The organism is Arthrobacter sp. LAPM80, from assembly GCF_046736435.1.
In the GTDB taxonomy this organism is placed as follows: Bacteria; Actinomycetota; Actinomycetes; order Actinomycetales; family Micrococcaceae; genus Specibacter.
Genome location: NZ_JBCHVD010000028.1, coordinates 13,033 through 31,266 on the forward strand (window position 1 = coordinate 13,033; position 18,234 = coordinate 31,266).

Sequence of the window (18,234 nt, forward strand, 5' to 3'; positions counted from 1 at the left end):
GTGCCTGTGCTTCTGAATCAAGCCTAGAACATGGCCATTACTCCACCGTGTCCGAAATGTTTCCGGCACATTACAAAGCCTCCTGGTTGCTGCGGTGCCCGGCTATTGGCCCGCAACGGTAGGCTTGAGGGGTGGTAGATCGTAAAGACATAGGTTCGTGGCTCAGTGGGCCGGACACTTCAAATATATCCAAATTTCCCGGCGAGCGGTTGGGCCTGCCCGATTCCGGCCGCGGCTCCATGGCACGTGCGGGACGGAGAATCCTGGCGATCTGCATCGACTGGGGCCTGTCCTACCTAATTGCGATTGCATTCTTCGACGCCAATCCCAACGCGATCCTTGCCATCTTCGCGGCCGAACAGATGGTTCTCGTCGGAACCCTTGGCTACAGCGTCGGGCACAGGGTCATGGGCATCCAGGTGACAACGCTCGACGGCGGCCGTCCAGGGTTGTTGGCAGGCGTGGTTCGCGCCGTGCTTTTGTGCCTGGTGATCCCCGTGATCATCATGGACCCCGACCATCGCGGCCTGCACGACAAGGCGATGAAGACCATCCTGGTCCGCCGCTAACCCGTACCCCCCTTTTGAAACAGCAGCTAATGCGGGTGGAATCGGGATCAAGACGTGGAAAGGCCCGGCAGGATAATTCCTGCCGGGCCTTTCCACTGTCAATGTGGTGCCCGCCGACTTAGCGTCCGCGTGACGCCTTGCGGTCGGGACGTGCCTTATAGGGGTCGATGCCCTTCGGAATGGGCAACTTGTTTCCCATGGAGGAGATGCGCTTGTTGACGGCGCTGACCTCGACCTTGGTGAGCTCGCCCTTGAGCTTGCCCATCTTCTTGGTGAGCTTGGCGATGGGCACCTGGCCCTCGGCCTTGCCGGTCTCGATGACCGTGACCGTGACGTTGGGCAGAATCCTGTTCAAACGGCGTCGTTCTGCATCAACCAGACCCTTGACCCGGTTTGAGGGACCCTCTGTCACCAGGACGATGCCCGGCTTGCCGATGGCCCGGAAGACGACGTCCTGCGTGCGCGGGTTCACCGATGCAGGCTGCTCATCAAAGATCCAGCCCTTCCTCAGCGAGCTCAAGGCTGCGCCTGCGGCACCGGCCTTGCCCTCAATCTGGGAATAGGCTGCACGCTCCGCGCGGCGGGACATGATCAACAGCGCTGCAAGCAGACCCAGCGGGATGCCCAGAAGCAAGCCGGTGATCCAGTTTCCCGGGGACACCAGAAGTGTCACCACCATGGCAACCAGGATCAGCCCAAGGAACGCACCCAGCATCAACCATGTGACCATGGGGTCGTGGCGGCGGGTCATCTTGAAGATGTCCACCATTTGCTTGAGGCGGCCGGGCTTCTTGGACTTCACAGCCTTGGGCTTGCGGGAAAAGAGGGAACGCTTGGTTTCGTCAGCGTTGCTGTTTGCGGAGTCAGTGGATTTGGCCATAGTAAGTCAATTCTAGCGGGTATTGGTGAAAAGTTATTGTGCGGCGATCAGGGACGCGGCTTCCTGCCGTGTGTGGCCGGAATCCTCGATGCCCTCGGCGATGTGCGCGAGGTGTTCGGGGATGTCAAGACCCTTCTTGCGCATGGCGGTGGCCCACAGGCGTCCGGCACGATAGGAGGACCGGACCAGCGGGCCGCTCATGACGCCGAGGAAGCCAATGTCCTCCGCTTCCTGGGACAGTTCAACGAATTCCTGCGGCTTGACCCAGCGGTCCACCGGCAGGTGGCGTTCGGAGGGGCGCAGGTACTGGGTGATCGTGATCAGGTCGGTCCCGGCGTCGTGCAGGTCAACCAGCGCCTGGGAGATCTCCTCGCGGGTCTCGCCCATGCCAAGGATCAGGTTCGACTTGGTGACCATGCCCGCATCGCGGCCCTGCGAAATGACGTCAAGGGAACGGTCGTAGCGGAAGGCGGGGCGGATGCGCTTGAAGATGCGCGGGACGGTCTCGACGTTGTGGGCGAAAACCTCGGGCTTGGATTCGCAGATTGCCGCAATGTTCTCGGGCTTGCCGGAGAAGTCGGGGATGAGAAGTTCGACGCCGGTGTTCGGGTTCAGCTCGTGGATCTTGCGCACCGTCTCGGCATAGAGCCAGACGCCCTCATCGGCGAGGTCATCGCGGGCGACGCCGGTGACGGTTGCGTAGCGCAGGTTCATCTTCACGACCGATTGGGCAACCTTGGTCGGCTCAAACATGTCGATGGGCGAGGGCTTGCCGGTGTCAATCTGGCAGAAGTCACAGCGGCGGGTGCACTCCGAACCACCGATCAGGAACGTGGCCTCGCGGTCTTCCCAGCACTCGAAAATGTTCGGGCAGCCTGCTTCTTCGCAGACCGTGTGCAGGCCCTGTCCCTTGACCAGGTTCTTCATGGCGATGTACTCGGTGCCCATGGAGACCTTGGCCTTCATCCAGTCGGGCTTGCGCTCAACCGGGACCGCGGCATTTCGCTGTTCAATGCGCAGCAGCTTGCGTCCTTCGGGTGCCAACGTCACAGCAGTGCTCCTTCTGACCGGGGCGCTTCCGCGATGCCGGCGGTTGATGCCTGAACAGGCAGAATCTCGGTGATCAGTGGTGCAAGGATCCGGCCAGTGGCGTCTTTGACCAGCGGGGCCAGATCCCGGGGTGATATGGCAAGGCCGGTTTCGGCCTCAAGGGTGGTGGTGCCTGCGTCCTGGATGCCGCAGGCAATGATCTGCGCATAGGGGGCCAGGTCGTTGTTGGCATTGATGGCGATGCCGTGCATGGTCACGCCGTCGTGGACCCTGATGCCGATGGCGGCGATCTTCCGGTCCCCGCCCTTGTCATCGGCCAGGAGCCAGATTCCGGCACGCCCGTCCACGCGGACGCCGTCGACCCCGTAGTGGGCGAGGACGTCAATGATGATGTCCTCAAGGGCGTGCACGTAGGCGCGGATGCCGTGGGCGTCGGAGAGGCGCACGATCGGGTACATGACCAATTGACCGGGCCCGTGCCACGTGAGTTTTCCGCCGCGGTCAACATTGACCACCGGCGTTCCGTCGAAGGGGCGTTCGTGGTCCTCCGTGCGCTTGCCGGCCGTGTAGACGGCCGCGTGTTCAAGAAGCAGGGCGGTGTTGGGGGTGTCGCCGGCCACGACGGAGGCGTGGATGGACCGTTGCAGATCCCAGGCGCCCATGTAGTCGGTAAAGTTCGGGGCAAACCCGAGTTCGGTGAACTGAAGACTCATAGGGCCACTTTAGAGGACGTTGCATGTTCGCCTAAATCAGAAATGCGTGGACAGCGCCTGCCTGTGGATAACTTCAAGCGGAAAAGAACGAACGGGACTATTACTTGTTCTATGAATACTTTCAGTCCCGACAGTCCGGAGAACCCGCCGCCATCAATTCCGGGCCACGATCCTGTTCGCAGTCTGGGCAGTGGCGCCCAGGGGAGGGTGTGGCTCATGGCGCCACGGGACGGTTCGGCCCCCGTTGCGGCCAAAGTTCTTGCGCACCCTGCCGGTGTCGTTGGCGGTGAATCTGTCGATGGCACTTTTCGTAACAATGAAAGCCACGTCACACGGGAATGGCAGATCCTGACCCAGTTCCGGCACGAGCACCTGATCCCGGTGCATTCCATCGTGGTGGACGACGTCGGCTCCCGGGTGCTGCTCATGGACCATGCCGCGGGAGGATCCCTGGCCCAAATAGTCCGTGCAAAGGGTCCGCTGACAGTGGGGGAGGCGGTCACAGTGCTGACGCCCATGGGGCAGGTCCTGTCCTTCCTTCATGGCAGGGGTGCCGTCCACGGCGACGTGTCACCGGGAAACGTCCTGCTCAGTGCGGCAGGGAAACCCCTGTTGTCGGATTTTGGCCTTGGGCGCCTGTTGGGCCAGCCAGCCGAACCACTGGCCGGCACCCCCGGCTTCTACTGCGCGGCTGACAGTGTGCGGGATGAGGCTGCCGACGTATACGCCCTTGCGGCCGTTGGCTGGTTTGCGCTGACGGGGCAGGCCGCCCCGGCCACCCGGGACCGCCTGCCGTTGGGCACCTTTGTGCAGGATGTGCCGCCCGAACTTGTCGCGGCTCTTGAGGCCGGGCTCAATGAGGTCGCAGCCCGGCGGCCCACCGCAGCTGCTTTTGCGCAGGCAATTTTTCGCAGCGCCAGGGCCGAACCCGTCGCCCTGGGAAACGCAGTGCACCCAAGCGTGCTGCCTGAGCTGTTGACCCGCAAGGACGCGAAGGCGCGGCGCGGCGGTCGTCGGGCGGGGAAGCTGGGATTGTTGTGGGGGAGCGCGCCCGCGAAATCATGGCAGCTGTGGAACCGGCGGAGCGCGACGGCTGTCGCATCAGCCTTGGCGGCTTTAGCCGTGGTGCTTGCCTGTTGGGGTTTCCTGCTCGTCAAGGCAGGGTGGAGCGACTCCAGCGCGGTGGGCATTGCTCCCGCAACGACGGCGGAGGTGTCCTTGCCGTGGGCCGCGGCACTGCCGGCGGGGATACAAAAGGACCTGGCCGACCACGACCCCGTTGTCGCACTGCCTGCCCTGGCGTGGGTCCGTTCGTACGCGTTGTCCAACGCCGACGCCGGGCTGCTGGCAAAGGTCAACGCACCGGGTTCGGCAGCCTTCAAGGCAGACCAACAAGTGGTGCAGGAACTCAAAGATCGCGGACACACCCTGACCGGTCTTGACACCGGTATTTCACACGCGGGAACCGACTACGTGGGGGCGACGGAAACCGGTGATCCAGGTCCTTCAGTCCGACCGCTGGCAACCGTGCGAGCCACCGTCACCACAAGCCCCTTTGCCGAGCAGGACGCGGCGGGAGCGAATGTCCACACGCAAACCCAGGAACAGAGCCAGGAGCTGACCATTGTCATGGTGCGTGAGGATTCCAGGTGGCAGATCCAGCAAATTCTGGCGGTGGATGCGCAATAGGTGGCAGCCGCCGAAGCGGCTGCCACCTATTGTCAGTGTTCTTGGGCCCGCGTCCGTCCCTGGGGGAGGATTTGGGGACTATGCCTCCAGCGTTGCCTCGAGGGTGATCTCGATGCCTGCCAGGGCTGCTGATACGGGGCAGCCGGCCTTGGCTGCGTTGGCAATGGTGTCGAAGTCTTCCTGGCTGATGCCGGGAATCTTGGTTGCCAAGGTCAGGTGGCTGGTGGTGATGCCGGTGCCGGGCACGAACGTCACTGCGGCGCTGGTGTTTACGTACTCGGCTGCGTGGCCGGCAGTGCTGAGTTCATTGGAGAACGCCATAGCGAAGCAGGAAGCGTGGGCGGCCGCAATGAGTTCCTCGGGGCTGGTCTTGCCCTCGGCAGCTTCGGCGCGTGCCTTCCAGGTGATGTCATAGGTGCCCAGTTCGGAGCTGTCCAAGGTGACCTGCCCGGCTCCGGTGGGAAGGTCGCCGACCCAGCCTGCATGGGCGTTGCGAGTTGTTGCCATGTTAACTCCTTAGAAAAAATGAGAGGTGTGTGTGCCATGGCATTCCATGGCACACACACCAACCATATGCGTTTGAGCGGCAGGGTGTGAATGGAATTCAAATTCCATCTGACAAAAACTAGCCTAACGTGTCACAAAGCGGTGTGCATTAAGCCAAAAACGCACCTTCCCCGCTTGTTCGTGGATGTAGAACCACGAACAAGCGGGGAAGATGCGATGATGCGCGAAAACCGCGTCCCTAGACCCAGAAAACAGCCACGGCAATGTTGATGAACGCCATACCGCCCACGGCGTGGGCCAGACCCTTGGAGACATTCTGGTTGTTCTTGACCTTGCGGCGGCCTATGAAGGCTGCCACGGCAACCACCAGGGCGATCAGCAGCTTCACGCCGATCTTGAAGTGGTTCAGGCCCCCGCCGTCCATCTCAATCAGGCCCACCAGCAACAAGCCGGTGATGAGCTGGACAAGGGCTCCGATCCACTGCCACTGGGTGACGGTGGGGCTCTTGAAGGCGGCAAGCCAGCCGCCCACAATCGCGGCGGCACCAAGGATATGCAAAAATACAAGCACTAAGCGTAAAAAGTCCATACACTCAGCGTAGTCAATTTGGTGACAGAGTGTCTATTAAGGCGTGCCTTATGTGCCGGACATAACGACGGCGGCCGGTGACTGGGAAATCCCACGTCACCCACCGCCGTCGTGCTTCAGCCTAAAGAACTACTTACAGGCCGAGGTCAGACTCAAACGCGCCAGCTTCCAGGCGGGCCTTCAAGGTTTGCAGGAAGCGACCGGCGTCCGCGCCGTCCACCAGGCGGTGGTCGTACGTCAGGCACAGGTACATCATGTGGCGGATGGCGATGGTGTCGTCACCGTCAGCATCGGTTACAACCACTGCGCGCTTGACGATCGCGCCGGTGCCGAGGATGGCAACGTTGGGCTGGTTGATGATGGGGGTGTCGAACAGTGCGCCAACCGAACCGATGTTCGTGATCGAGAACGTGCCGCCGGAGAGCTCATCCGGACCGATCTTGCCGCTGCGGGTGCGTGAGGCAACATCGGCGATCTTGCCGGCCAGGCCTGCGAGGTTCAGATCGCCCGCGTTGGCGATGACGGGAACCAGCAGGCCCTTGTCGGTGTCAACCGCAATCGCCAGGTGCTCGGCGTTGTGGTAGGTGATCATCTGGGTTTCTTCGTTGTACTCGCCATTGACCGAGGGGTGCTGCTTGAGCGCCTCGGTGACGGCCTTTGCAATGAAGGGCAGGTAGGTCAGCTTGGTGCCGTTGGTGGCCGCGAAGCCGTCCTTTGCCTTGGTGCGCAGCTTGACGATGCGCGTCATGTCGATCTCGTGCACCTGGGTGAGCTGCGTGGAGGCTTCGAGGGACTCGCGCATGCGGCGGGCGATGACCTGGCGGATGCGGGGGGCCTTGACAGTGGTGCCGCGCAATGCCGAAGGCACGACGGCGGGGGCCGACTTTGTTGCGGGCGCTGCCGGTGCGGCAACAACCTTGGCGGCCTCGGCTGCTGCGACGACGTCTTCCTTGCGGATGCGTCCACCAACACCTGAACCGGTGACGGTGGCGATGTCAACGTTGTGTGCCTTGGCCAGCTTGCGGACCAGGGGGGTCACGTAGTTGGACTCGGCTGCTGCAACAGGAGCTGCAACCGGTGCCGGAGCTGCAACGGGAGCAGGAGCTGCCACCGGTGCGGCAACGGGAGCCGGTGCGGCTACGGGTTCAGCAACGGGTGCCGGAGCAGCAACAGGTTCAGCGACGGCAGCCGGAGCAGCAGCGGGAGCCGGGGCTGCAGCGGCGGAACCGATCAGTGCCAGGACGCCACCCACTTCAGCGGTCTCGTCTTCCGGCACACGGATTTCCAGCAGGACTCCGGCCACGGGGGAGGGGATCTCGGTGTCGACCTTGTCGGTGGAGACCTCCAGGAGCGGCTCATCGATTTCGACGGTGTCGCCAACGGCCTTCAACCAGCGGGTCACGGTGCCCTCGGTGACCGATTCGCCCAGTGCGGGCAGAACCAGCTCGTGAGAGTCGCCTGCCGGAGCGGCAGCCGGTGCGGCAGCCGGAGCTGCTGCCGGTGCGGCAGGGGCGTCAACCGGGGCGGGCGCTTCAGCTGCGGGGGCCGGTGCTGAGGCGGATGCGGCTGCTCCGGTTCCGATGCGGGCAAGGGTGGCGCCCACTTCGGCGGTCTCGTCCTCGGGTACGAGGATTTCTTCCAGGATGCCGGCGAAGGGTGACGGGATCTCGGTGTCAACCTTGTCGGTTGAAACTTCCAGCAGGGGCTCGTCCACTTCGACGCGGTCCCCAACCTGCTTCAGCCATCGAGTTACGGTGCCTTCGGTGACGCTTTCACCCAAGGCGGGCAAGTTCACGGATTCAGACATGGTGTCCCCGTTCTCCTTCTTGTGCAGTGCATTTCGCTCATGGTGCACAAGGTGCATCTGCGACGAAATTTCTTAGAATAAGTTTGGTTTGTAGCTTAGTGCACCCGGCACGTGGGCCGGGTGCACTAAATAAAGGTGCTGCTAGCCGTGGAGCGGGCGACCGGCCAGGGCCATCGCTGCTTCTCCAAGGGCTTCGTTCTGTGTGGGGTGTGCGTGGATGAGGCCTGCAATGTCCTCGGGGTACGCTTCCCAGTTCACGATGAGCTGTGCTTCACCGATCTGCTCGCCAATGTGGCTGCCGATCATGTGAACGCCTACAACGGGGCCGTCCTTTTCGCGAACGAACTTGATGATGCCGCCGGTGCCCAGGATGGCGCTCTTGCCGTTGCCGGCCAGGTTGTACTCGGTGGTTTCAACGTTGGCATCACCAAATTTTTCCTTGGCCTGCTTCTCATTCAAGCCCACCGAGGCAATTTCCGGGTCACAGTATGTGACCTTGGGAATGTTGATGTCTTCAACAATCACCGGGTTCATGCCGGCGATTTCCTCGGCAACGAAGATGCCCTGCTGGAAGCCGCGGTGTGCCAGCTGAATGCCAGGGACAATGTCGCCCACGGCGTAGATGTTACCGACGCCGGTGTGCAGGCGGTCGTTGGTGATGACGAAGCCGCGGTCAACGGTGACGCCGGCGTCTTCAAAGCCCATGCCTGCGGTGGACGGGCCTCGGCCAACAGCCACAAGCATCAGCTCAGCTTCAAACGTCTTGCCATCGACCAAGGTGGCCTTAACGCCGTCGTTAGTCTGCTCAACCCCTTGGAAGAAGGTGCCGGTGTTGAACTTGATCCCGCGCTTGCGGAAGGTGCGCTCGAGCACCTTGATGATGGCGGCATCTTCGTTGGGAACCAAGGAGGCCATACCTTCAATGATGGTGACGTCTACCCCGAAGGACTTCCAGACGGAAGCAAATTCGACGCCGATGACGCCGCCACCGAGCACGATTGCGCTCTTGGGCAGGGTTTCCATGCCCAAGGCTTCGTCGGAGGTGATGACCTTGCCGCCGATTTCCAAACCGGGCAGGCTGCGGGAGTATGAACCGGTGGCCAGAACAATGTTCTTGCCTGTGTAGTTCACGCCGTTCACCGTGATGGTGTTGGCTGCTGTGAGCTTGCCCTCGCCGTCGATGACGGTGATGCCCTTGCCCTTGATGAGGCCCTGCAAACCCTTGTACTTGCCGGCAATGATGCCGTCCTTGTACTTGTTGACAGCCACCAGGTCAATGCCGTTGAGCTGGCTGTTGACGCCAATGGAGGCGCCTTCGCGAGCGTGGTCGGCTACCTCGGCTGCATGCAGCAGAGCCTTGGTGGGGATGCAGCCGTTGTGCAGGCAGGTGCCGCCCAACTTGCCCTTCTCCACAAGACCAACGGTCATGCCCAGTTGGACTGCGCGCAGTGCAGTTGCGTATCCGCCGCTGCCACCGCCCAGAACCAAAATGTCGAATTCTTGCCCAGCTGCCTGTTCGGCCACGTAGACGCTCCCTCGCGTTCGGGTGACGCGCTCATTGTCGGCGCGTCATCTCATCAATTATTGAGAGAAGCCTGTGCATCCCCTGAGGAATGCCTGACTTCCGTCGGTCAAAGACAAATACTTTCAGCATTCACCATACGTCAGTTGTTCCACGCTGCGCCGTCACAGGTGTCACACTAAAGGCGAATGTGGTCATACTCACTTTGTGGTGACGGCGGTCAAAACTGCGGCGCGATCCTTTCCCGGCCGAGCGGGAGTGGATTGCGCCGCAGTATTAATTCCTCGGTGGACTAGGCGCTGCGGGCCACAACGTCCTCAACGTAGGCAACCAGCGTGCGCACGGCCATGCCCGTGCCCTGCTTGGGCGTGTAGCCGTAGGGGGCACTCTCGTTGAAGGCGGGGCCGGCGATGTCAAGGTGGGCCCAGGGGATGGTTTCTCCATCCTTGCCCTTGCCAATGAATTCCTGCAGGAACACTGCGGCGGTCATCATGCCACCCATGCGTTCGCCGATGTTTGCCATGTCCGCTACGGGGGAGTCCAGCGACGGGCGCAGTTCCTCGGGCAGCGGCATGGGCCAGACAAGCTCACCGGCCCTGTCGGCTGCTGCCTTCAAGGCAGCGCTGACGCCCTCATCTCCCATGACGCCTGCGGTGCGGTGGCCAAGTGCCACCACCTGTGCCCCCGTCAAGGTGGCGACGTCGATGATGACGTCCGGGAATTCCTGGGACGCGGCCACGAGGCCGTCGGCCATGACCAGTCGGCCCTCGGCGTCGGTGTTCAGGACCTCCACTGTCTTGCCGCCAAAGATTGTCAGGACATCCGAAGGGCGGATGGCCGTGCCCGAGGGCATGTTCTCGGCAATGCAGAGCCAGCCGGTGACGTTGACGGGCAGACCAAGGTCGGCCACGGCCAAAACCGTGTTCAGGACTGCAGCGGCACCTGCCATGTCGCACTTCATGGTGACCATGCCGGCGCCGGGCTTGATGGAAATGCCACCGCTGTCAAAGGTGATGCCCTTGCCGACAAGGGCGAGGTCTGCCACTGCCTTTTCCGACTTGTATTCGACCTTGACCATGCGCGGCGGTCGCGACGAGCCCTGGCCGACGCCCATGATGCCCCCATAACCGTCCTTGAGGAGCTTCTTTTCATCGAAGACCGTCACCTTCACGGGCAGGCCCTTGGCCAGGTCCTTGGCGGCATCGGCAAAGGTGGAGGGATACAAGACGCTGGGCGGCTCGTTCACAAGGGTGCGGGTCGCGTTGACAGCCTTGGCCACCACCGAAGCGCGCTCCAGGGCCGCTGCCAGTTCGGGATCCTTCGCCAACGTCGAGTGGATGGTGACCTTGGACACAGGGTCCTTGCGGCCCTTGGTGCTTGAGTGCAGGCTGGCGTACTGGTACGCGCCCAGGGCGGCACCTTCGGCAAGCGCGGCAACCTGCGCCACCGACGTCGTCGGAATGGCAAACAGGACGTGCGCCAGACCGGCGAGCTGGCGGACTGCCGCCCCCGCGGTGCGGCGCAGGGCCTCATCGCTGACGGCCTGGTCCTTGACGGCGCCGACGCCGGCCAGGACCAGGATCTTCGCGCCTGTTTCTGGCAGGCCGGGCAGACGGAGGATCTGATCGGCAGCGCCGGTGACACCCAGGGCGGCAAGGGAGGCATTGAGGGAGGCAAGCGCCCCGGCGGAGAGGGGCGCCTCAAGGAGTGCCGGGCCGTCTGCTCCCTTGCTGACGGCGATGACAAGGGCGTCGGCTGAAACCTTTGCCAAGCCGGTGCTGATGACGCGGACGCTGATGTTTTCTTTCGCACTCACTGAAATACGGTCCTTACTGTGGGGTATTGATAAACGTAGGTAGCTGCCTTCGATCGTAACCCCAACCCCTCTCAAATGCCTGCCGCGTGGAGCGCCGAAAAGCCCGCCTGCGGTACCGTATGAGCCATGAACGAAAATACCGAAGTACTCCTGCAAGGACCCCTGCACCAGTGGCACGTTGACCACGGCGCAAAGATGGCCGAGTTTGGCGGCTGGCTGATGCCGCTGCAGTACGACGGCGGAGGGGTGGTTGCCGAGCACACGGCAGTTCGCACCTCGGTTGGCCTTTTTGACGTCTCGCACCTGGGGAAGGCTGCGATCCGCGGTGCCGGTGCGGTTGACTTCGCCAACCGCTGCCTCTCGAACGATTTGACCAAGATCACCCCCGGCAGTGCCCAGTACACCCTGGCCCTGACCGAATCGGGCACCGTCACCGATGACCTCATCGCCTACCTGCGGGCCGACGATGAGCTGTTCCTGATCCCCAACGCCGCCAACACCACGGCAGTGGTTGCCGCGCTGGAAACTGCCCGTGCGGCCGAGGGTGCCGAGCTGGACATCCTGAACCTGCACCGCGACTTTGGTGTGTTTGCCGTCCAGGGGCCTGCGGCCAACGCCGTCATGGAGGCCGTCGGACTGCCGCAGCCCGCCGTCTACATGTCCTTCGTGGACGCCACGGTTGTCATCGCCGGCACCGAGGTTACCTTGACGGTCTGCCGCACCGGATACACCGGTGAGCTCGGCTACGAAGTAGTGCCGCAGTGGAAGGATGCCGCCCTTGTTTGGGGCACACTTGCCGCGGCTGTTGCGGACGTTGGCGGCCGGGCCGCCGGACTGGGTGCACGCGACACGTTGCGCACCGAGATGGGCTACGCTCTGCACGGTCATGAACTCTCCACCGACATCACCGCGCTCGAGGCAGGCGTGGGCTGGGCCGTGGGCTGGAAGAAGGAAGCCTTCTGGGGCAGGGATGCACTCATCGCGCAAAAATCCGACGGCGCCCCGCGCAAGTCCGTTGGGCTGCTGGCCACCGACCGTGGGGTGCCCAGGGCGGACGTTGCCGTCCTCGACGCCAATGGAAACCATGTGGGGAACACCACCTCCGGAACATTCTCGCCCACCCTGGGCAACGGCGTCGCACTTGCCCTGGTTGACCCGGCAGTCCAGCTGGGGGACCAGCTGGCACTTGACATCCGCGGCCGGCGCCTGGGCGTCACAGTCGTCAAGCCGCCGTTCGTGCAGGTCAACGTCAAGGCGTAGGGGATCCGCCGAACACGCCACAGGAGCACCGCAGGCAGTTCCGCCGCACCCCATCACCATCGGGTGCGGAATGATCGGGGCGCCTGCGGTGTTGTGGTGTTCAGAGAAGCACGTTGCTGAGGAAACCATGAATATCACCGAGTACACACCCTTTCACGCCCCCGAGACCCTCTATGCCCTCAATGAAGAGCTGATCGCCGCCGAGGATTTGCGGGGGTCCAATATGCTGATGGCCTTCACCGGGTTCTCCGATGCAGGCCACGTTGTCACGCAGATTTCCGGCGAACTCAAGGAACAGCTGGCAGGGGAGCCGGTTGCGGTTTTCGACATCGACCAGCTCATTGACTACCGCTCACGCCGTCCCCGCATCACGTTCACCGAGGACCACCTCAGCGACTACAGAGCGCCGTCGCTGGTGCTCTACCGCATGGTCGATGCCCTCGGGACCCCCTTCCTGTACCTGTGCGGCAGCGAACCGGACCTCCAGTGGGAACGGTTCAGCCTCGCAGTGCTTGGCCTCGTTGAGCTCTTCGACATCAATCTGGTGGCCTGGGTTCATTCGGTGCCCATGCCCGTCCCACACACCCGTCCCATTGGGGCGACAGTGCACGGGAACCGCCCGGATTTGATCGAGGGCATCTCGGCGTGGAAGGCCACCATGGAGATCCCGGCGGCTGTGGGTCATGTGCTTGAATACAAGCTCGCCGCGGCAGGGCGCAACGTGGTGGGTTATGCCATCCACGTGCCCCATTACCTGTCCGACGCCGAGTACCCGCCTGCCGCCGTCGCCGGCCTGGAATACCTCGGTGCCGCTGCCTCCTTGATGCTGCCCAGCGAACGGCTTCGCGAAGCCGGCCGGGCCGTGGAACGCCAAATCACCGAACAGGTTGAAGGGTCCAGCGAAGTGGCAACAGTGGTGGCAAGCCTCGAGAAGCAGTACGACGAACACACCGAAGGCAGCGCGCGCCGCTCGCTGCTGGCCGGGGACAACGACGAACTGCCCGGCGCCGACGAGTTGGGTGCAGCCGTCGAGGCGTACCTGGCCAGCCGCGACTCCGGACCCCAAGGAGAAGACGGCACTGACATAGGCTAGTACGGTGGATAGCAGACGAGCGTGGTTGGTGTGGGGTATTGGGGTATTTGCCTATCTGGTGGCCATCACCCATAGAACGTCCTTTGGCGTCGCCGGGTTAGTGGCGACCGAGCGGTTTGGTGCCACGGCGTCGGCGCTGTCGGCCTTCACCGTCATCCAGTTGATGGTGTACGCCGGGCTTCAGATCCCTGTTGGCGTTCTCGTGGACAGGTTTGGACCGCGGGTCATGATTGCCACCGGCGCCGCACTGATGGCCGTGGGCCAGCTACAGCTGGCGGCGGCAACGACCGTCCCGGGCGGGGTGGTGGGGAGGGTTTTTGTCGGCGCTGGCGACGCCATGACCTTTATCGCTGTCATCCGCCTGATCCCGCTGTGGTTCCCTTCGCGGCGGGTGCCCGTCCTGACACAGCTGACAGGGCAGCTTGGCCAGTTTGGCCAGCTCATCAGCCTCGTTCCTTTCGCCTTTGTGCTGCACGCCGCCGGCTGGAGCCCAGCCTTTGCCGGGCTTGCCGCGCTGGGCGTGCTGTCCTGCGTGTTGTCGGCGGCACTGCTTCGCAACGCACCGGCAGACGCGCCACCACTACCGGCCAGGAGCGGCATCAAGGACACGGGATCTGACCTGGCAACGGCCTGGCGCCAGCCCGGCACCCGGCTGGGTATGTGGACCCACTTCGCCACCCAATTCAGCGGCACTGTCTTCGTCCTCACCTGGGGTTACCCCTTCCTCGTTTCGGGCCAAGGCCTGGACCCGGCCACGGCCAGTGTGCTGCTGAGCCTGTTTGTCGTGGTCGGGATTGTTTGCGGACCGTTTCTTGGCAGCTGGGTGGGCCGCCACCCGCTGCGCCGCTCAACCATGGTGCTTGCCGTGACCTTTGCAACGGTGGCTGCCTGGGCGGCGGTGCTCCTGCATTCGGGGCCCTCGCCGGTATGGCTGCTGGTGGTCCTGATCCTTGTCCTTGCCATTGGCGGGCCCGCCTCGATGATCGCCTTCGACTTCGCCAGGACCTTCAACCCGTCCCACAGGATCGGAACAGCCACCGGAATTGTGAATGTCGGCGGGTTCTTTGCAGCCCTGGTCACGATGTACTTGATCGGCGTGATCCTTGACCTGCTGCACACCTTCGGCTTTTCCCCCGACGGGCTGTATTCACTTGATTCGTTCCGGGTGGCCTTCTCCTTCCAGTTCCTGGTGCTCGGCATCGGCATCGGCGCCGTCATCGCCTCGCGTCGCAAGGTGAGGGCCATCATGGCAGAACGCGGGGAGATCGTTCCGCCATTGCGCGATGTCATAGCCGATAACAGGCGCAGGCGCCGCCAATTCAAGGAGGAGTTGAAGGACCAGAGGGAGGCGCGCAAGGGCTAAACGGGCTGTGGAGCGGGCCCCACATACTGTCCCGAATAGGGTCAAAATTCACCCCTTGATGCACGAGCCGGAGGCGGTGCCTGGCAGGATGCGGCGCCAAAGCCGGAGAGATGGCGCGCCGCCAAATAGCCGCAAGGCAGCGATACTCTCCAGGTCAAGAACCTACGCGAGTTCCGGAACCGGTTGCTGGTCCGCGACTTTCGGCGAACGAGCCGGGTTCTGACATCCACATCCGAAGAATGACCCGTCCCTGAAGAGTTCCCGCTACGGAACAATCACCAACTGACGTGTTGCGGACGCTGCGCCGTACGGCACCGTTGAGGGAATGCGCGGCTTTCATGCGGCACAATGAGCCCGTTATCCACAGATTTCGCGTTTTCGCCAAAGTGGTCTTTTTTCGTGAACCCCCACGCGACACCCTTGGGGCATGAGAAAACAAATAGACAAGATACGAGTCAGTGCCGGTGAGGATCTCCTGGCATTCATTCCCCACATGGTGGGGTACTGGCCTGAGGACAGCGTCGTGTGCATCGGCATGGGCGGCAAGCGCCTGCGGGCCACCATGCGGTTGGACCTGCCGCCGGAAGACGCCGTCGAAACCGGACATTTTGCTGCCATTGCGGCCAGCCAGCTCGCCAGCGACGGCGGAGCCGACGGTTGCCTGATTGCGATCTTTGGCAGGCGTGACTGGCACGGTCCCGGCGACTGCCCGCATGCGGATCTCTACGACGCATTGCGGGACGCCTTTGAGGGGTGTGGGCTGCACGTCAGAGACTCATGGTACGTGGGCCCGGAGCATTGGCGCAGCCTTGAATGCAATGACGCCGGTTGTTGTCCATGGCCCGGCAAGGACAACGCATCCATCAAGGAGAGCTTCATCAATGCTGAGTTCATCTTCCGTGGAAGCAGGGTTGGGGACAGCCCGAAGGAGCAGATCAAGGACTTAATCGAGGTCAGGGACGACGGATTGACTGCCAGGGTGGCCGCTGCCGGCAACGACCTGGGCCAGCTGTTTGCCGGGGGAGGTGTCAGCGCCCGGCAGCTTGCCGCCATCCTCGGAGCCTGGGAATTCAGCCTGGGCTGCTGGCCCAACCCGCCGGATCCCGCCATGGCCGCCTTCCTGCTGGCAAGCCTTGCCGACGGAACCGCCCGCGACGCCGTCATCGTGGCGCTGGCCATTGATCCAGGACGCGCGTTGGGCGGCGCGATCGGGATGCGGCTCCTTGTCCCTGACACCGGCCAGGTCCAGGTGCCGCGCAACTGGTATGGCGGAAATCAGGCTGCAGGCTGTGTGGTCAGCATCGAGGACAACAGCGAGACGGCCTTCCTGCGGGCGGGGAGGGACTTCAGCAGCATCCTTATCGGCGAGGTAGGCACGGGCGTGGACAGCCGGAAGGTGGTTGGTCCTGACTGGGCAAGACTGGACCGTGCCGAGCCGCTGCTGCAATGGCTGGCCCGTGCCACCGACGGTAGAGACAAGGCGCCCGTGCTGTGCCTTCTGGGCTGGATCCAGTGGTGCAAGGGGAGGGGAACATGGGCGGGAAACTATTTCATCGCGTGCCAGCAATTCCAGCCCGGATACCGCCTGGCCGGCATGCTGGAGGAACTGTTGAACGTTGGCTACATCGCAGAATGCGCCAAGGATCCCCAGACCGCCTGGCGCGGATATCAGGGCGATCGCTCCGACGGGCAGGCTGCATAGCCGCCGGTGGGTGGCCGTTGAGCCCCGGCGGGGGAAGTGGGTCCGTGTGAATTGACGCACAAACTTCCCCGACAGGCCCTTGTCCGGGCAAGGTGCACGCGGTAAACCGTGAGACACTAGAAGCCGAGACCCGGTTGGGTCCGTGTTGATGCATTGACTGAGCTTGGACAAAGGGACCTGAAGGCAATTGCTTTCGGTGTGGCGGGAACATTTCCGCAACGCAGGGAGTTATACCCTCTGACCCTCCAAGCAGACGTGGTGCGCCAAGCAACATGGACTTGACAGGGTCATAGTGGTGTTGCCCGACGGTAACTCCACAGACCGCCGTAAGAAAGGTTTTCTGTGTCTGCTACTGCCAAGAGCAAAGTCTCCCCTACGAAGGAGATCGAAGATCCCGCCGCTGCGCCGCTGACTCCAGCACAGAAGCGGGCAGCCACCGTGGCCGCCAAGAAGGCAGCCGCCGCCGCATCTGGTGAAGGTGCCCCGGCCGCTGCAGTGAAAAAAGCTGCCCCCGCACGACGCGGCAAGGCCAAGGAAGAAGACGAGCCCGCAACCGAGACCGTTGTTGAGGACGACGATCAGGACGATGCCGCGCCTGAGCGCCCCGTCGCCACCGGAACGGGTTTTGTCTATTCCGACTCCGACGACGACGACGCACCTGTCCAGCAGGTCATGTCCGCCGGTGCAACAGCGGACCCCGTCAAGGATTACCTGAAGCAAATTGGTAAGGTCGCCCTGCTTAACGCCGAGCAGGAAGTCGACCTCGCCCTGCGCATCGAAGCCGGTCTTTTTGCCACCGAGAAGCTCAACGCCGGCTCCGATGCCATGGACGCACAGCTCAAGCGCGACCTCGAGCGCATCGTGCACGACGGCAAGCGCGCCAAGAACCACCTGCTGGAGGCCAACCTCCGTCTCGTTGTTTCGCTGGCAAAGCGCTACACCGGCCGCGGCATGCTGTTCCTTGACCTGATCCAGGAAGGAAACCTGGGCCTGATCCGTGCAGTCGAGAAGTTCGACTACACCAAGGGCTTCAAGTTCTCCACCTACGCCACCTGGTGGATCCGCCAGGCCATCACCCGCGCCATGGCCGACCAGGCCCGCACCATCCGCATCCCCGTGCACATGGTGGAAGTCATCAACAAGCTGGCCCGTGTCCAGCGCCAGATGCTCCAGGACCTGGGCCGCGAACCCACACCGGAAGAATTGGCCAAGGAATTGGACATGACCCCGGAAAAGGTTGTTGAAGTCCAGAAGTACGGCCGCGAGCCCATCTCGCTGCACACCCCGCTGGGTGAAGACGGCGACTCCGAATTCGGTGACCTCATTGAGGACTCCGAAGCCGTTGTTCCCGCCGACGCCGTGTCGTTCACCTTATTGCAGGAACAGCTGCACTCGGTTCTTGACACACTGTCCGAGCGTGAAGCCGGCGTTGTCGCCATGCGCTTTGGTTTGACCGATGGTCAGCCGAAGACTTTAGACGAAATCGGCAAGGTCTACGGCGTGACGCGTGAGCGCATCCGTCAGATCGAATCCAAGACCATGTCCAAGCTGCGTCACCCGTCGCGCTCACAGGTCCTGCGCGACTACCTGGACTAGTCCCCGCAAAAATGACGCCGCTTGCGGTTTATGACACCCTTCAAACGGTGTCATAAACCGCAAGCGGCGTCATTTTTG

General features: G+C 62.8%; 15 protein-coding genes. 7 read left to right on the forward strand and 8 right to left on the reverse strand.

Going from position 1 to position 18,234, the window contains the following annotated elements; genetic code table 11:
• The first annotated feature begins 131 nt into the window (after positions 1-131).
• The gene (locus AAGW05_RS17610; RefSeq protein WP_411805860.1) at positions 132-569 is read left to right on the forward strand and encodes an RDD family protein; all 438 of its coding nucleotides are present in this window, start codon (positions 132-134) and stop codon (positions 567-569) included.
• A gap of 118 nt (positions 570-687) precedes the next feature.
• On the opposite strand, the gene AAGW05_RS17615 is transcribed toward AAGW05_RS17610, so the two are convergent.
• From AAGW05_RS17615 to lipB, 3 genes are read right to left on the reverse strand one after another with little or no spacing between them, the layout of a single operon-like run.
• Positions 688-1,449: a DUF4191 domain-containing protein gene (locus tag AAGW05_RS17615; RefSeq protein ID WP_411805861.1), complete on the reverse strand. Its 762-nt coding sequence runs from the start codon at positions 1,447-1,449 to the stop codon at positions 688-690.
• A gap of 33 nt (positions 1,450-1,482) precedes the next feature.
• Positions 1,483-2,499 carry a lipoyl synthase gene (gene lipA / locus AAGW05_RS17620; protein WP_411805862.1) on the reverse strand — a complete coding sequence of 339 codons (1,017 nt, stop codon included), beginning with the start codon at positions 2,497-2,499 and terminating at the stop codon, positions 1,483-1,485.
• Positions 2,496-3,212 carry a lipoyl(octanoyl) transferase LipB gene (lipB, locus tag AAGW05_RS17625; RefSeq protein ID WP_411805863.1) on the reverse strand — a complete coding sequence of 239 codons (717 nt, stop codon included), beginning with the start codon at positions 3,210-3,212 and terminating at the stop codon, positions 2,496-2,498. Before lipB ends, lipA begins: the two co-directional genes overlap by 4 nt.
• Positions 3,213-3,323: 111 nt before the next feature.
• Here lipB and AAGW05_RS17630 point away from each other — a divergent pair, with 111 nt between their 5' ends.
• Positions 3,324-4,901, forward strand: a complete 1,578-nt coding sequence (locus AAGW05_RS17630; RefSeq protein ID WP_411805864.1) for a serine/threonine-protein kinase — start codon at positions 3,324-3,326, stop codon at positions 4,899-4,901.
• Positions 4,902-4,979: 78 nt separating this feature from the next.
• Here AAGW05_RS17630 and AAGW05_RS17635 read toward each other — a convergent pair whose 3' ends face one another.
• The 5 genes from AAGW05_RS17635 to AAGW05_RS17655 form a co-directional block, all read right to left on the reverse strand.
• Positions 4,980-5,408, reverse strand: a complete 429-nt coding sequence (locus AAGW05_RS17635) for an OsmC family peroxiredoxin (RefSeq protein WP_411805865.1) — start codon at positions 5,406-5,408, stop codon at positions 4,980-4,982.
• A gap of 238 nt (positions 5,409-5,646) precedes the next feature.
• Positions 5,647-5,997 carry a hypothetical protein gene (locus tag AAGW05_RS17640; protein ID WP_411805866.1) on the reverse strand — a complete coding sequence of 117 codons (351 nt, stop codon included), beginning with the start codon at positions 5,995-5,997 and terminating at the stop codon, positions 5,647-5,649.
• A gap of 133 nt (positions 5,998-6,130) precedes the next feature.
• Positions 6,131-7,804, reverse strand: a complete 1,674-nt coding sequence (gene sucB / locus AAGW05_RS17645; protein ID WP_411805867.1) for a 2-oxoglutarate dehydrogenase, E2 component, dihydrolipoamide succinyltransferase — start codon at positions 7,802-7,804, stop codon at positions 6,131-6,133.
• 141 nt (positions 7,805-7,945) lie between these two features.
• Positions 7,946-9,328 (reverse strand): dihydrolipoyl dehydrogenase, encoded by a 1,383-nt coding sequence (gene lpdA, locus AAGW05_RS17650; RefSeq protein ID WP_411805868.1) that lies wholly within the window; start codon positions 9,326-9,328, stop codon positions 7,946-7,948.
• A 290-nt stretch (positions 9,329-9,618) separates the two neighbouring features.
• Positions 9,619-11,142 carry a leucyl aminopeptidase gene (locus tag AAGW05_RS17655; protein ID WP_411805869.1) on the reverse strand — a complete coding sequence of 508 codons (1,524 nt, stop codon included), beginning with the start codon at positions 11,140-11,142 and terminating at the stop codon, positions 9,619-9,621.
• 126 nt (positions 11,143-11,268) lie between these two features.
• On the opposite strand from AAGW05_RS17655, the gene gcvT reads away from it, so the two are divergent.
• The 5 genes from gcvT to AAGW05_RS17680 all read left to right on the forward strand — a co-directional run bounded on the left by gcvT (position 11,269) and on the right by AAGW05_RS17680 (position 18,156).
• The gene (gene gcvT, locus AAGW05_RS17660; protein WP_411805870.1) at positions 11,269-12,402 is read left to right on the forward strand and encodes a glycine cleavage system aminomethyltransferase GcvT; all 1,134 of its coding nucleotides are present in this window, start codon (positions 11,269-11,271) and stop codon (positions 12,400-12,402) included.
• A gap of 127 nt (positions 12,403-12,529) precedes the next feature.
• Complete coding sequence (locus tag AAGW05_RS17665) at positions 12,530-13,495, forward strand: proteasome assembly chaperone family protein (protein ID WP_411805871.1); 966 nt, start codon at positions 12,530-12,532, stop codon at positions 13,493-13,495.
• A gap of 4 nt (positions 13,496-13,499) precedes the next feature.
• Positions 13,500-14,858, forward strand: coding sequence for an MFS transporter (locus tag AAGW05_RS17670; RefSeq protein ID WP_411805872.1), 1,359 nt, complete (start codon positions 13,500-13,502; stop codon positions 14,856-14,858).
• A gap of 427 nt (positions 14,859-15,285) precedes the next feature.
• Complete coding sequence (locus AAGW05_RS17675; RefSeq protein ID WP_411805873.1) at positions 15,286-16,560, forward strand: DUF4192 domain-containing protein; 1,275 nt, start codon at positions 15,286-15,288, stop codon at positions 16,558-16,560.
• A gap of 342 nt (positions 16,561-16,902) precedes the next feature.
• Positions 16,903-18,156 (forward strand): RNA polymerase sigma factor, encoded by a 1,254-nt coding sequence (locus AAGW05_RS17680; RefSeq protein ID WP_411805874.1) that lies wholly within the window; start codon positions 16,903-16,905, stop codon positions 18,154-18,156.
• The last annotated feature ends 78 nt before the right edge of the window (positions 18,157-18,234 follow it).